This is a genomic window from Shewanella sp. SM32, assembly GCF_025654235.1.
Classification (GTDB): domain Bacteria; phylum Pseudomonadota; class Gammaproteobacteria; order Enterobacterales; family Shewanellaceae; genus Shewanella; species Shewanella oncorhynchi.
Map to the genome: position 1 here is coordinate 1 of NZ_JAKKRO010000060.1, position 15419 is coordinate 15419.

At 46.3% G+C, this 15419-nt stretch carries 11 protein-coding genes; 6 read left to right on the plus strand and 5 right to left on the minus strand.

Annotation, left to right across the window (positions count from 1 at the left end; all coding sequences use genetic code 11):
• Positions 1 to 207 (plus strand): transposase domain-containing protein (locus L5M10_RS18975; RefSeq protein ID WP_263197534.1); only part of this gene is annotated, 207 nt, incomplete at its 5' end.
• Positions 208 to 411: 204 nt separating this feature from the next.
• Here L5M10_RS18975 and L5M10_RS18980 read toward each other — a convergent pair.
• From L5M10_RS18980 to ansB, 5 genes are all read right to left on the minus strand, one after another.
• Positions 412 to 1371 carry a hypothetical protein gene (locus L5M10_RS18980; RefSeq protein WP_263255744.1) on the minus strand — a complete coding sequence of 320 codons (960 nt, stop codon included), beginning with the start codon at positions 1369 to 1371 and terminating at the stop codon, positions 412 to 414.
• Between the two features lie 24 nt (positions 1372 to 1395).
• Positions 1396 to 2361 (minus strand): HTH-type transcriptional regulator YidZ, encoded by a 966-nt coding sequence (yidZ, locus tag L5M10_RS18985; protein WP_263176418.1) that lies wholly within the window; start codon positions 2359 to 2361, stop codon positions 1396 to 1398.
• Entirely contained in the window at positions 2330 to 3526 is a 1197-nt protein-coding gene (locus L5M10_RS18990) for an MFS transporter (RefSeq protein WP_263176419.1), read from the minus strand. The genes yidZ and L5M10_RS18990 overlap by 32 nt, the downstream gene beginning before the upstream one ends.
• Positions 3527 to 3779: 253 nt before the next feature.
• Entirely contained in the window at positions 3780 to 6614 is a 2835-nt protein-coding gene (locus L5M10_RS18995; protein ID WP_263255745.1) for a M16 family metallopeptidase, read from the minus strand.
• A 477-nt stretch (positions 6615 to 7091) separates the two neighbouring features.
• The gene (gene ansB, locus L5M10_RS19000) at positions 7092 to 8150 is read right to left on the minus strand and encodes an L-asparaginase 2 (protein WP_263255746.1); all 1059 of its coding nucleotides are present in this window, start codon (positions 8148 to 8150) and stop codon (positions 7092 to 7094) included.
• Positions 8151 to 8706: 556 nt separating this feature from the next.
• Here ansB and aspA point away from each other — a divergent pair.
• From aspA to L5M10_RS19025, 5 genes are all read left to right on the plus strand, one after another.
• A complete protein-coding gene (aspA, locus tag L5M10_RS19005; protein ID WP_212600104.1) occupies positions 8707 to 10149 on the plus strand; it encodes an aspartate ammonia-lyase in 1443 nt (480 codons plus the stop codon).
• 114 nt (positions 10150 to 10263) lie between these two features.
• A complete protein-coding gene (locus tag L5M10_RS19010) occupies positions 10264 to 11565 on the plus strand; it encodes an anaerobic C4-dicarboxylate transporter (RefSeq protein WP_113940028.1) in 1302 nt (433 codons plus the stop codon).
• Positions 11566 to 11704: 139 nt separating this feature from the next.
• Positions 11705 to 12430, plus strand: coding sequence for a fumarate reductase cytochrome b subunit (locus L5M10_RS19015; RefSeq protein WP_105251340.1), 726 nt, complete (start codon positions 11705 to 11707; stop codon positions 12428 to 12430).
• Positions 12431 to 12581: 151 nt separating this feature from the next.
• Positions 12582 to 14591 (plus strand): fumarate reductase flavoprotein subunit, encoded by a 2010-nt coding sequence (locus L5M10_RS19020; RefSeq protein WP_263255747.1) that lies wholly within the window; start codon positions 12582 to 12584, stop codon positions 14589 to 14591.
• A complete protein-coding gene (locus L5M10_RS19025) occupies positions 14588 to 15313 on the plus strand; it encodes a fumarate reductase iron-sulfur subunit (protein ID WP_263164500.1) in 726 nt (241 codons plus the stop codon). The genes L5M10_RS19020 and L5M10_RS19025 overlap by 4 nt, the downstream gene beginning before the upstream one ends.
• Positions 15314 to 15419 lie beyond the last annotated feature (106 nt).

The window sequence follows — 15419 nt, forward strand, 5'->3', positions numbered from 1 at the left end:
CGCGCCATCAAACCGTTCGTGATTGGTCGCAAGGCGTGGTTGTTCGCCAATACCAAGACGGGAGCACAAGCCAGTGCGGCACTGTACAGCCTGGTCGAGACCTCAAAAATCAACGGACTGGAGCCGTATGATTACCTATGCCGCTTATTAACCGAGCTACCCAAAGCCAACACCCAAGAGAAACTACAGCAACTCCTGCCTTACTGATCACCAGCCACACCGCAAGGTGTGGTTGGCGTTACGCTTACATAACACCCGCCTAAGGAGCAGACAACGCGACTACCAAACTCAATCACAACAGCCGTAACCACATCGCAGTTGAATGGGACAGGAAACGCCACACGTTGACAGTCCCTTATGAGACGCCTATTAAGCTTTATGAGGCGCTTGTTAAGCTTTATGAGACACTTATTAAGCTTTGTGAACCAAACGTTTACAACAAAGATCATTTCCCTTGCCTGTAACGTAGATGACAGCTTGGTTGCGAGAGTTAACTAACGAATTTAAAAGGATTGTATTGTACTTATCTTTAGTAAATTTATTGGATGAGACATCTAGATCCGCTAAGGTCCCCGCCAAATAATCAGGAATTCGAATTAACTCATCATAATGGTTTTTCCCAGACTTCTCTGGTTCTGGGAATAGAAACTGAGGGGTATCTAACATTAACACTGAATTTTCTTTTCGCTCAAAGTGTACAGAATAACTCTGTAAAAATAAAAAGTATGATAGGTCAAAAGCAAAACTATCATATCGCTCAAGCAGCGCATCTCTGTCAGAAATCCACTGAATATATTTGGGCTTTTTAGCTATAGCTAAAACTTCAAAAACGACACTAGCAAATGCTGACACTATGTAAATTTGACGGGCTAATTTTGAATTAAAGTTTTTCTTTGAGAAATCAGCTTCAAAAGCTCTAACTCTTTTCATGACTCCATCAACATAGCCGTTTTGAAATGTTGAGTTACTTGCGATATCTGATACTACATTGCGAAACGCTGGTAAGAATGACAGCATATTTTCATCTGTAGCATAATCTCTAAGCAAGTTAGCCTTTCGGTCAATTACGAAAGTAAACGAAAAGGTAACTGGGGAATTAATATATTGTAAGAATTCGACAGATACCGTCCGAGTTGATTTTATGTCTTTAGGGGCAAAGTGATTGATATATTCTTTGATATTATCCAGCTTGTCGTGATGTAAGAGAACTGTAAATGACACTGTGTCATTTTGCTTAGTTTTGTCCCCGAAACAATAATCCGAAATAACATACCAAGCAGCCCCGTCAGGCATGGAACTTAGCCAGTGCTCTAGGTCATCTTTTGCAGACTGATTTACAGTCTTCTTTAAAGGAATCAACAGTTCTAACATATATCCTCTGTGAAGCTTAACGTCTTAATCATGCGCACGCGGCTGATAAATCACTTTTATCTTGTTTCTTAGCCAAGTGATTTTGGGGTTGTGGCTGTTTCTCTTATGCCAAATCAAGGTAAAAGGAATGGCGAGTTTATCAAGATATTCGCCACTTAACGGGATCGGGCGACTGACTAAGTCAGGATGTAATTGGCGAGCATATTGCTCACAATATTGTGGCGCAATTGCCATCATGCTGTGGTGAGGCTCTGCCGCGACAAACAGTGACTGCTCAAAACTGGCCAAGGTCAGCACAATATTGCGACTTAACCCAAGCTCAATAAGCACATCATCCAAGGCCCAGGTTTCGCTCTTTTCCCACAAGATATTGATATGCGAATATTTAAGAAAGGTGTCTATATTCCACTCTTCCTGTAAGGCGGGATGATCGCGGCGTAAATACACCTGAGGAAGATCGGTAAATAAAACCTCAAAATCGATAAAATAGGGTAATAAATCAAGGGATTCCTTGGAACGGGGATGACTTTCTCGGCCGGTAAACCCCATATCAGCTTCACCACGCACAATCGCTTCGAGTGAATCGTAATCCCAATTTCGTACCTTCACCTTTGCATCAGGGTATTGAGTATAAATGGCCTGAGTCAGCTCATTAAGCATGATAAGCAACAAAGGCGACTCAAGCATCAACTCGAAGGTGAGCCCTTTGGTCATCTCGTCACCGCGCTTAGCCATCAGTTGCTTACCCATTTGCAACCATTCGGATAACTCCTGCTCCATACCGTGAGCCAATGGCGTTAACTGAAATCCCTGCGGCGTTTTGACAAATAAGGGATCGTCAAACCAATCCCGTAATTTGGCCAGCGACTTACTCACAGTGGATGGCGTGACATTGAGCTTTTTGGCAGTCTTAGAGACACTCCGCTCCTGTAATAAAAGCTGCAAAATAAACAATAAGTTAAGATCTAGCCGACTCAGGGATTTGGTCATTAATTACAATTTCCGGCAATTTAGGAACCGCTAAGATCAGTGTAATGCTCACCAGCGCACCGACAGCGAGGATCACTAATAATATATTAATCGCACTCACTTCGAGCAGACCCATCACCCAAATATATAAAGCTGAAGTACACACTTGGGCAATTCCCAGTAAAGAGCTGGCAACTCCAGCCCGAGCCACAAATGGGCTGAGCGCCTGACTCATGGTGACCCCAAATCCAATCGCAAACCCCGAACACACAAAACTAAAACCTAGCAGGTTGAATGACTGACTAACCCCGCCCAATTGAGTCAAGATCAACACCAGTGCTGCGGCGGCAAATAATGTCTGAGAGAACAAAATTAACGATTTTTCTTTAAACAAGTTAAGCAAAAAGGGCGTCGAAAATGAGGCAACCATACTCACAAATGCTGTCATAGCCATAGTGTTGGAATATTGTCCACGGTCAAACCCCATCTGCCCCATGATCAACATGGGAGAGACATTTACATAGCTTAAAATCGTGGTCACACCTAAAGTCGTTATCACCACACGACTGAGAAAAAACCGCTGTTTAAAGGATTCTTTATACCCACCTGGCTCAACTGTGGTGTGAAGTTGCGGTTTAGGATAGGTTTCGCGTAATACAAAAATACACAGGGTTAAGACCATTAATCCCATCCCCGCCATAGTGTTAAATAGGCTAGGCCATGGGAATTTAAGCATAATTAAATGGCCTATCACAGGCGCTATCACAGGGATAATGCAAGTCACGCCATTGACCATAGAGAGCACTTTTGCTCGGCGCTTATCGTCTAATACATCACGCAAAATCGCAAAAGCCACTACATAGCAAGAACCAGCACCTATCCCTTGTGCAAAGCGTGCCATTAAAAAGAGATCACTGGTTTGCGCACTACCGGCAAAGTAAGAGGCAATAGCAAACAAAAATGCGCCAAACAAGGTAATGGGTTTACGCCCAATCCTATCGGCTAAGCTCCCCGCAAACAGCATAGTGGTCGCCATGCCCGCAAGATACACAGAAAAAGCAATATGCAGCTGCGCCTCACTCGCCCCTAAATCCTGCGCAATTTGCGGCAAACCGATCAAGTACATATCTATCCCTGTCGGGTACAAAAGCACTAGACAAAAACTGCACAATAGATATCGAAACATATACCTCACCCCATTAGCCATCTCACACATTAGTTGCGCCTAGCCTAGTTTCACTCGCGCAGATCTGTGAGTGGCATTTTCGACAACAGGTATTTCCATTGACGACCTATGGGAGGACATAACACCACGAACGAGGAAGAAAAGTTGGTAACAGAACTGAAGAAGGAAAGGGGTAGAAAAATATCCCCTGCGGTTTGCGACCACAGGGGATATGTCGGTGAATGATCAGTCTACTATTCTATGAGCCCAACACTCATTGCTGAGGTTCTGGCGGTGCAGGAAGGACTTGGATCATTAAACTGCTATCGTCTTGCAGATATTGCTGCGCCAATTTATTAAGTTCTGCAACTGTCATCTGCTGCGCTAACGCTTGCCTTTGTTTAAAGGCAGCAAAACGACTAGGATGACTCTGGGCAGTTGAGGTGAGATCTAACCAAAAACCATTGGTTTGCGGCGCAGCTTGCATCCACTCAAGCACAGGTTGGCGGGCTCGATTAAGTAAGTCCTCACTGATCCCCGAAGGCGCTTTAACTTGCTTAACTGCGGCGGTGAAATACTCGGCAACCGTTGGCAACATAGCTTGAGTCGTCACGCTAAACAAACCTAAGTAACCATAACCGCTGGCATTGAAATCGTTATAAGAAAAGGCCGATGGCGAATAACTCGCGCCCGCCTTCTCCCTCACGTTTTCCGTTAATAGAATGCTTAGCACTTGCTCCAGCAGACCCAATCCCGCGTGTTGACTCAAGTGAGTCATGTCCGTTGTAGGCCATACCATGGCAAGTGCCGCCATATCCAGTTGACCATAATGGGTTAATGTTTTCTGAACGGGCACTTTCGGAAACACAGGTACTATCGACTGAGCATTAGCAATAGGGCTACGCTTAATGGCGCCAAGCGTTTCAGCCACAGCAGCAATGGCACTCGCTTCATCAAAATCGCCCACAATAGCGAGTTCAATCGCCCCTTGCTCGACGGCCGAATGGAAACTCGGCGCTAATTCTCCAAAGTGACGTTTGAGAATTTCTTCAGGCTCACCATAACCATAGCGTTTATCACCATTATGGGAGATACGGGCAAACTGATTAGAAAACTCAGATTGTGGGTTGCTATGAATACTTTGTTGCTCGGCAATCACTTGTTCACGAAACAATTGCTCAGCCTGCTTATCCATACCCGGCTCAATTAAATAAGCCGTCATTAAGCCAAGCTGCGTGCGTAGCTCTGCGGCATTAGTGCTAATCTCGCCGCCAAAACTTTGCTCACGCAGGCCTAAGTTGATGGAAATATCTTGCCCAGCAAAAATATCCTGCAGACTGTCATAATCATGGGCCTTGAGCCCACCCTGCACAAACGCACTGTTAAACAGATAAGACAAACCATCCAACTCAGGGAATGGCACTTCACCAAAGCCAATGTTTAGGCTGACCAATGTGGTGCCTTTATTAAAGTTGGTAGGCTTAAGATTAAGGCGCACGCCATTGGCAAATTGCAGTTGGCGAATCCCCGTTTCCTTATCGCGACTGTCGGCCACTAACTTGCCTTGCTCGCCAAACTGAGTATAAGCAAACTCATCAATCGCCTTGATTGCTGGTGCGCTCACCGCTTGTTTACTGCTTTTCTCGTAGCTGGCGATAAGCTGTTTTTCAGCATTTTCAATGGGCTTATTGCTGGTCAGATACAAATACGGCGTGGCGTTCCATGTTTGATTAAACACTTGGCTTAGCTTTTGCGGTGTCACTGTTGGCATTATTTTTTCAAAAAATGCGAGCTGCCAATCAGGTTCGACAGGGACGCGATTGCCCGCCACCGAATACACTAGACTCTCGGCAATATTCACACTGTGAATAGTACTGCTCCCCGCGACACTTAGCTGATATCCCTTATGCATACGTTTGGTTTGCTGGTCAATTTCCTGCTGGCTAAAACCAAACTCTTTTGCTTGACGCAGGGTTTTCTCCAAGAGTGCGATTCCCTCTTGCCAGTTATTTTCCTGCGTACCTAGGCTCATTTGTGTGCCATAGGCAATATCAAACTGCGGTCCAACCTGCAGGTTTACACCATATAAACCTTGGCTATGCAGTAATTGCGACTCCATACGGCGATACAAGATGCCATGGGCAAGCTCGAGCAACATTTCCTGCTCCCGCACAGCAGGGCTATCGGTAATCGCTGAGATGGGTTTTAGCATGCCAAGGGAAACTGACGTTGACAGACTTGGATCAAAAAATGCCGCCGCATCGACACTTTGGCGCTCTGCGACAGTACCAATAGCTTGTTCCTTGGTTTTAGCGGCCAAAGGCGCGGCCTTCCAACTGGCAAACTGTTGTTTTATCTTTTGTTCTACCGCGGCGACCTCGATATCACCCACCACAATTAAAGTGGTGCGTGAGGGCGTATAAAAACGCTGATATAAAGACAGCAACGCCTCGCGATTGGCATTACTGATACTGTTCGCCTCCCCCACAGGGAAGCGCTTTGACAACAATGTGTTTGGCATTAAAAACTGTAATTGGTTACGGTAATTCTCAAGATCCGCACCGCTACGTTCACGCAGCTCAGACAACACCACCGCTTTTTCACGTTCAATTAGCGCTGGGTCAAGTAATAGATTACTGCCAATTTCTCGCATTAAAAACAAAGCCGTATCGATTTTATCTTGGCTATTACTTGGCAAGTTGAATTGATAAACCGTCTGCTGAAACTCAGTCACAGCATTGGTATCGGCGCCAAAACTCAGGCCAAGGCGCTGCAATGTCGGCATCATCTCCCCCGCCGCCAATCCGGTCGAGCCATTAAAGGCCATATGCTCAAGAAAGTGCACTAATCCTTGCTCGGCATCAGACTCGACCAAAGAGCCTACATCCACCCGCATCCGCACTATGACCGCCTGCTCCGGCGTCTTATTGCTAACCAATAAATAACGCATACCATTGGCAAGTTCACCGGTATGGATCCGCTCACTCATAGGCAAGCCTGTCGTTCCCATCCACAGCGGATCTTCACTCGCCTGCAGTGGCAACGCCATACTCAAAAGCGCCAGCAGTAACCACTGACGCACAAAACTAATTACCTTGAAATTGTTCATTAAAATTCGCACTTTGCCCCCAAAATCAAACAAGAAACCTAGGAAGCGCTCACCTATGTTTCAGATAAAATAAGCTTTCACTATAGTACCTAAAGCACTTTAAGTCACAAAATCAATACCTTATGCCGTACTAAAAATAGTTTATCGCCTTGATATATAGTCAGAATATGCCGAAAAATAATGAGCGAGGAAGGAAGCTGAAACAGCTGTGGATTTAATGGTTACTGTGGAATGGTATGCATATATTTGCGAGATATTGAGTGCTTAATTGGCGAAGCCTTTTCGCCAATCTAGTAATAGAGCAATATCTTGATTGAAAATCTGAGTTGAACCCTCACAATTTTGGCTTTAAAAATCACACCAAAGTTTAGATATTTCGGCTCATGGCCTCGTGAAAAAACCACTTCACAGGTAAGCCATTAATGCAAAAGCCCTACGAATATTCGCAGGGCTTTTGTTTTATCACGCAGTTGAATCTTAAAACTGTTGAAACCAACGTTGGATCTGTTGTGGATCTTTGCTTTGCGTTAAGGACAGCATCAGTAAAATGCGGGCTTTTTGCGGGTTAAGATTACCTGCGGCGATAAAGCCATATTTAGCATCGTCTATCTCGGCATCAAGCGTGGTTGCGCCTGTGGGCACTCGGCTAGAGCGAACGACTATGGTGCCTTTTTGACTCGCCTTAGCTAAGGTGTCAAATATTGAGTGGTAAATATTACCATTACCTACACCGGCGCTGACTATGCCATCAAAACCCGCTTCAACCATAGCTTTAACAGGTAAATCGCTGGCATTAGCATAGTTGTAGACAATCCCTACCTGTGGCAACTTGTCGAGTTTGCTAACATCAAAAGGCGTTTGCCTTGTATGTTGACGCTCAGTTTTGCCCATGTATTCAATCTTGCTGTTATGGATAACGCCAAGCGGGCCAAAGTTAGGCGCGGCAAAAGTGTGTACACCTGTAGTGTTAGTCTTAGTCACATCGCGGGCATTCAATACGGTATCGTTCATCACCACCAACACGCCTCGACCTTTAGATTCGAGGTTAGCGGCGGTCGCGACTGCGTTAAACAAATTCATCGGGCCATCGGCACTCATGGCAGTTGATGGACGCATTGCCCCAACCAGTACTACAGACTTATCGCTCTTGATGGTGAGATTTAAAAAATACGCCGTTTCCTCTAAGGTATCAGTACCATGGGTAATGACGATACCGTCGACATCTTTATCAGCCAATAGCAGATTGATGCGCTTGGCTAAGGCTAGCCAAACTTTATCGTTCATGTCCTGCGAACCGATTTTAACCAGTTGCTCACCTTGAATATCGGCAAGTTGTTTCATTTCAGGCACGGCCGCAATTAAGCTACTAATGCCCACTTCACCAGCCTGATAGTTAGACTCAGTAGCCGATTGTCCGACTCCCGCAATAGTGCCACCCGTAGCAATAATACGTACCTGTGGAAGCGCCTGCGCCGCGGAGGAGAGAAATAACCCTAAAGTGACCGAGAGCAAAAGCTTACGCATTGGAAAATTCATGCTTACATCCTTTGATTAATAATAAACGCCCACAGTGTGCACTATTGTCTAAGCCTCACTGTGATAGCTCTCACTAAAATGAAATAACAGATTTAGCGTTATCTAATTGATTATTTAAACTTTAAGGAAAGCACCATGCATTTATTATTGAGTAGATTTAACTAATCAATGATTATTCGCTATTGACGCAGTGACAATTAAATATCGTATGGTTTATTTAAATTTAAAAACACTTGAATAAATATGTCGCCGATTGGTTAACGAATAACAAATCTATAGCTAATTTGCATCAAAAAGTAATGGCTCACACTAGTGATCCGAGTTGAGAGACTTATCTAAGAAACAAAAGAAATACACTATTTCAAACAGTTAAGTGATCACCATCCTAATCCTGTTATTGCCAAAGCGTTAAGATCTACTTCGATAGTCAAGGAGACGATTCTCCTTCATGTTTTCGATGAGTTATTCTTGATGTGTTACGTATACTTATTGTACACATCCACAACTCAATACTCGGAGATATATCTTACTATTAATTGGATTTAATAGGATCGAAATGAAAGATACTAATAGCGTACGGATCGAAGAAGATTTATTGGGCACGAAAGAAGTTTCCAATGAATTTTATTATGGCATACATACATTGCGTGCCATCGAAAACTTTAAGCTGAGTAATCAAAAAATTTCCGATGTACCTGAATTAGTCCGTGGCATGATGCTAACAAAAAAAGCCGCTGCCATGGCTAACAGTGAATTAGGCGCTGTAAGTCCTGAAATCGCTGACAAAATTATTGAAGCGTGCGATCTAATACTCACAACGGGTCGATTTGTTGATCAATTTCCGGTCGATGTTTATCAAGGAGGCGCAGGCACTTCAGTCAACATGAATACCAATGAGGTATTAGCCAACGTTGCACTGGAGATCATGGGGCTAGAAAAAGGCCGTTACGATGTCATCAATCCTAATGACCATGTCAATAAATGCCAATCGACTAACGATGCCTATCCAACAGGTTTCCGTATTGCGGTCATCAACAGTACCGATATTCTGTTAGATGCATTAACCGACCTTATCAGCGCTTTCGACACTAAAGCCACAGAGTTTAAAACCGTCTTAAAAATGGGCCGCACTCAATTGCAAGATGCCGTGCCTATGACCTTAGGCCAAGAGTTTCATGCCTTTGCTGTTACATTGCGAGAAGAAATTAAGTCCATCAAGCGTTGCCAAGAGCTGTTGTTAGAAGTGAACTTAGGCGCAACCGCCATTGGTACAGGGCTCAATACGCCTGTCGGTTATTCCGCATTAGCCATTAAGTATCTGGCAGACATTACTGGCCGCGCCTATGTGCCAGCGGAAGATTTAATCGAAGCGACATCCGATTGTGGTGCCTACGTTATGCTGCACAGTGCAATTAAGCGTATGGCGATTAAAATGTCCAAGATTTGTAACGACCTACGCTTACTTTCATCGGGTCCACGTACAGGTCTGAAGGAGATTAATCTTCCTGAGCTGCAAGCGGGTTCCTCCATCATGCCAGCCAAGGTTAACCCTGTGATCCCTGAGGTCGTCAATCAGGTTGCCTTTAAGATTGTCGGCAACGATATCACTATCACTATGGCTGCCGAAGCTGGCCAATTACAGCTTAACGTAATGGAACCTGTGATTGGACAGGCGATGTTTGAGTCGCTCAGTTTGATGGGCAATGCCTGTATCTCCCTGCGTGAAAAATGCGTTGAAGGTATCACAGCCAATCCAGAGATCTGCATGGCCCATGTGATGAACTCTATCGGGATCGTGACCTACCTTAACCCAATCATCGGCCACCATGAAGGTGACATCATAGGCAAGATTTGCGCCCAAACGGGTAAAAATGTCCGTGAAGTGGTACTCGAACGCGGTTTGTTAACGGTTGAAGAACTCGATGACATTCTCTCAGTTGAAAACCTGATGAATCCTAAATATCAGGCTAAACGCAACACCAGCAAAGCCAAAGTGTAACTCAGTGGGGCTGGGGAGGCTTCCCCAGCCCACAACTCGATGATTCAAGAATAAGCCTGCGCAGAGTGAATATGCGCAGGCTATTGAAATTAAAAATAAAATAGAGTTAACACTATGATTATATTAGAGATAATTATCGTCCTCGGGGCTATTTACCTTGGTGCAAGGATGGGTAGCATGGGAGTCGGCTTCGCTGGCGGTGTCGGGGTACTGATACTGACCGCGGGGATGGGACTCAAACCGGGCAATATCCCGATTGACGTGATCCTCATCATTATGTCAGTTATCACCGCGATTGCGGCCATGCAAGTGTCTGGAGGGATGGATTATTTAGTCTCACTGGCAGAAAAATTATTACGTAAGCATCCCAAACAAATCACCTTTCTGGCCCCTGTCGTCACCTATTTCATGACACTTTTTGCGGGTACAGGCCACACAGCATTCTCCACCTTACCTGTTATTGCCGAAGTCGCAAAAGAGCAAGGCATTCGCCCCTCTCGTCCCTTATCTATTGCCGTTGTCGCATCTCAAGTCGCCATTACCGCCTCACCGATTTCAGCGGCTGTCGTGTTCTTCTCAGGCATCTTAGAGCCGTTTGGCGTAGATTATTTAGTACTGTTAGCCGTTTGTATTCCCTCAACTTTCCTCGCCTGCATGGTCGGAGCCGTTGTTGCCAACTTAATGGGCAAAGAACTGGCCGATGATCCTGTCTATCAAGAACGCTTAGCCAAAGGTTTAGTCAAAACACGCGGTACAACTCAAATCGAAATTAAAGCCGGCGCGAAACGATCTGTGATGATTTTCTTACTGGCGATTGCGGCTGTCATGGCCTATGCCACTGCGATATCTGACAAAGTCGGTTTGATTGTTGACCCTGTATTGCCACGCGACGCAGCAATTATGGTGCTGATGCTTACGGCAGCTGCCGCTATTACGATTTTCTGTAAGTTAGACGCAAGCGAAATCTCTAACGCGGCCACCTTCAAGTCAGGCATGTCAGCCTGTGTCTGTGTATTAGGTGTGGCTTGGTTAGGCGATACCTTAGTGTCGAATCATATCGAGGAAATCAAAGATCTTGCCGGCACCTTACTGCAAAGTCAGCCTTGGTTATTATCGGTAACCTTATTCTTTGCCTCCATGCTGCTCTACTCCCAAGGCGCGACAACGAAGGCGCTGATGCCCGCAGCCTTAGCGATTGGCGTAAGTCCTTTAACTGCCGTAGCCTCTTTCGCCGCCGTCAGCGCGCTGTTTGTATTACCGACTTACCCCACGCTACTGGCTGCGGTCGAGATGGATGATACCGGCTCGACTCGGATTGGTAAGGCGGTATTTAACCATCCGTTCCTGGTCCCTGGCGTTGTGACGATTGCCACCAGTGTGGCATTGGCCTTCCTGTTTGGCGGCATGATGCTGTAGCTCAATTTTACCCTAAGTGCTCTCAGGGCTAATGCCTACAAATGGATTAACCCTCTTCTTTTAATCTGTATCTATAGACTTTGTTTTGGCGTGATGCAGGTACATTCACGCCATAGCAAATCGAGTAAGAGGTGAATTAATGTCAGCAAAAACGCGTGTTCCTACCGCCATTAACGGCGGACCATTTGGCCAAGCTTGGTCGGCTAAAGCAGACTGCTTACAAAGTGTGACAGGACTTATATTAGGTATTTTCCTCTTATTTCATATGCATTTCGAGGCGAGCATTTTATTTGGTAAAGAAACCTTCTTTCACATGGTGCAATTCTTAGAAGGCAGTATGTTTAGCTCGACGGGTCATGGCTTCCCCATCGTGACCCAGATCATTTCAGTCATTATGCTCGTGATTGTTGCAATACATGCCGCCACCGCATTACGTCGTTTTCCGGTGCAATTAGGTCAATGGCGAGCGATGCGTGGCTTTATGTCGACTATCAAGCATAGAGATACCCAAGCATGGTTCTGGCAGATGATCACCGGTTTCTTACTGTTTTTCTTAGTGTCGGCCCATCTTGCCACTATGATTTTAAACCCTGATATTGGCCCTCACCTTTCGGCCGAACGGGTTTACCACGATAACGCTTGGCTCTTATACGTGGTGTTTTTACCTATCGTGTTATTCCACGGCATCGTTGGTTTATACCGAGTGATATTAAAGTGGGGTGTGAGTAGTAACCGTCCACTTATCCGCACTATAGCGCAAGTATTGATCGTCTATTTATTGTGTTTAGGCACATTAAGCCTAGTGACCTATATCAATATTGGTATCGAATTAGTTTTGCCAGTACAACCGTTTATTCCTCAGTAATGGGCATGACGCTATCGGCGCACCTAGCCTGTATAGCAAGACAAACAACATACGGATCCTCCTCTGATACATAGTTGCAGCGCATCTATGCCCGAGGAGCGCAATGATAAATCCATGAAATGTTATCTAAATTATTAGATAAGGATCTGATTTGAAAATCATTTATACAGACTCATTAGTCATTGGCGCAGGATTGGCAGGCCTTAGAGTCGCGATTGCCACCAAAGAACGAGGCCTAGATACCTTAGTGCTATCGTTAATTCCCGCAAAACGTTCACATTCGGCCGCCGCACAGGGCGGAATGCAAGCCAGCCTAGGCAATACTGTTAAAGGCATGGGTGATAACGAAGACATTCACTTTCAAGACACAGTCAAAGGTTCTGACTGGGGCTGCGATCAAGACGTCGCACGCATGTTTGCCCACGTTGCACCTAAAGCGATCCGAGAACTCACCAACTGGGGCGTGCCTTGGTCAAGGATTTCCGCCGGCCCGCGCGAAGTCATCATGAACGCGCAAAGGGTAACGCTCAATGAGGCCGAAGAAGCTCACGGCCTGATCAATGCCCGCGATTTTGGTGGCACTAAAAAATGGCGTACTTGTTACACCGCAGACGGCACTGGCCACTCTTTACTGTACGCGGTCGATAACCAAGCTATCTCCATGGGCATTCCAGTACATGAACGGATTGAAGCACTGTCGCTGATCCATGACAGTAAGCGTTGCCATGGAGTCATTGCCCGCTGTTTAGTCACAGGTGAATTGTGCGCTTATGTGGCCAAATCCACCACCATCGCCACTGGCGGTTATGGCAAGATTTATGAAATATCGACCAATGCCACCATCTGCGAAGGCATAGGCCAAGCGTTAGCACTCGATACTGGTGTCGCCACCTTAGGCAATATGGAAGCGGTGCAGTTTCACCCTACCGCCATAGTGCCCGCGGGGATCCTTACCACTGAAGGTTGTCGTGGTGATGGCGGTATTCTGCGCGATAAAGACGGTCATCGCTTTATGCCAGATTACGAGCCAGAGAAAAAAGAACTCGCCTCCCGCGATGTGGTTTCTCGCCGCATGACAGAACACATGCGCAAAGGCAATGGTGTCGAAAGCCCTTACGGCCCGCATCTGTGGCTGGATATTACGCAGCTGGGCCGTGAGCATATCGAAACCAACCTGCGCGAAGTGAAAGAGATTTGTGATTACTTCCTCGGTATCGATCCTTGCAAAGATTGGATCCCCGTCAGGCCTACCCAGCATTATTCCATGGGCGGCGTGCGCACCAATGCCACAGGCGAGAGTCCACAACTCAAAGGGCTGTTCAGTGTCGGAGAAGCGGCCTGTTGGGACATGCATGGTTTTAACCGTTTAGGCGGTAATTCGGTGGCGGAAACTGTAGTCGGCGGCATGATCATCGGCAAATATGTCGCTGATTTTTGTGAGAATAACGACTTAGAAATTGATACCGCACTGACCCAAAAATTCATTGATAAATTGCAGCAAGAAATCGATGGACTGGTCGAAGGCAACGGCACAGAAAACCCCTTCCAAATAAAGAAAGAAATGCAACGCATCATGATGAACTACGTCGGGATCTTCCGTAATGGACCCGAGTTAGATAAAGCCATCAAAGGCTTGAAAGACTTACTGCTGCGGGCAAAAAATCTTGGCCTTAAATGTAAAAAACGTCACTCCAATCCTGAGTTAGTCGAAGCGCTACACGTCACCCGTATGTTGAAAGTGGCCCTAACCGTCGCCTGTGGCGCAGAGGCTCGCACTGAAAGCCGCGGCGCCCATTCACGGGAAGATTACCCACAACGCAACGATAAAGATTGGCTCAACCGCACGCTGGCAACTTGGCCAGATGCCGAATCACTGGAACCAGTACTGCGTTATGAAGCGCTAGATGTGATGAAAATGGAGCTACCACCGGGATACCGTGGCTACGGTAACGATAATACTATCGCCCATCCAGATACCGAAAAACGCGTACAAGAAATCAATCAAGTGCTCGCGAGCTTAGGTGATGATCCCGATAGAAACACACTGCAGCGAGCCCTGATGCCATACGAGCTGCCAAGCCACCTGCAGGCTCCTAATGAACGCCTCAGCGATACCTTAGCGATCACTCCAGCCCAACCGGTAGGAAACAAACCACTATGAGCCGTCAAATCAGCTTTAATATCTTTCGCTACGATCCGCAAGATGGCCAAGACAAGCCAAAGATGGAACGTTATCAGTTGACTGAAACACCGGGCATGACAGTGTTTATCGCCTTAAATCAACTACGTGAGCTACAAGACCCTTCACTGCAGTTCGACTTTGTCTGCCGCGCGGGCATCTGTGGCAGTTGCGCCATGGTGATCAATGGTTTCCCCACGCTTGCCTGTCGCACGTTAACGGCAAATTATCCCAATGGTGAAATCACCCTCATGCCGCTACCTGGCTTCGAGCTGATTGGCGACTTATCGGTGAACACGGGTAAATTTATGCGCGAATTAGCCGAACGCTTAAAACTGTGGCTGCATCCTAGACCCGATGATCAGGACATTCATCGCCTCGAAAACCCAATGCCACCCGAAGAAGCCGCGCGGATCTATGAGCTAGAACGCTGCGTCGAATGTGGCGTTTGCGTGTCGGCCTGCGCCACCAAACAAATGCGTGACACCTTTGTCGGCGCGGTTGGCATGATGAAAATTGCCCGCTTCGAAATGGATAGCAGAGACAGCCGCAGCGCGGATGATTTCTACCATGTGATTGGCAATCAAGATGGCGTCTTCGGCTGTATGACGCTACTCGGCTGCCAAGATAACTGCCCCAAAGATTTGCCGCACATGCAGCAAATCGCTTACCTGCGCCGCAAAATGGCCGCGACCATACTCTAATCCTCCCTCTAACATCCCGCTGTTTTGGCGGGATGGATAGGATTGCATCTTTCCAAAACCAGCTGACAGGTTTTATCTGTCAGCTGCTGAGTTACGAAGCCTAATT

What these genes read in the sequence shown, in the direction of transcription:
- L5M10_RS19025 (WP_263164500.1), top strand. Translation starts at nt 14,588, where the DNA reads ATGAGCCGTCAAATCAGCTTTAATATCTTTCGCTACGATCCGCAAGAT.
- yidZ (WP_263176418.1), bottom strand. Translation starts at nt 2,361, where the DNA reads ATGACCAAATCCCTGAGTCGGCTAGATCTTAACTTATTGTTTATTTTG.
- L5M10_RS19015 (WP_105251340.1), top strand. Translation starts at nt 11,705, where the DNA reads ATGTCAGCAAAAACGCGTGTTCCTACCGCCATTAACGGCGGACCATTT.
- L5M10_RS18990 (WP_263176419.1), bottom strand. Translation starts at nt 3,526, where the DNA reads ATGTTTCGATATCTATTGTGCAGTTTTTGTCTAGTGCTTTTGTACCCG.
- ansB (WP_263255746.1), bottom strand. Translation starts at nt 8,150, where the DNA reads ATGAATTTTCCAATGCGTAAGCTTTTGCTCTCGGTCACTTTAGGGTTA.
- L5M10_RS18995 (WP_263255745.1), bottom strand. Translation starts at nt 6,614, where the DNA reads ATGAACAATTTCAAGGTAATTAGTTTTGTGCGTCAGTGGTTACTGCTG.
- L5M10_RS18980 (WP_263255744.1), bottom strand. Translation starts at nt 1,371, where the DNA reads ATGTTAGAACTGTTGATTCCTTTAAAGAAGACTGTAAATCAGTCTGCA.
- L5M10_RS19010 (WP_113940028.1), top strand. Translation starts at nt 10,264, where the DNA reads ATGATTATATTAGAGATAATTATCGTCCTCGGGGCTATTTACCTTGGT.
- aspA (WP_212600104.1), top strand. Translation starts at nt 8,707, where the DNA reads ATGAAAGATACTAATAGCGTACGGATCGAAGAAGATTTATTGGGCACG.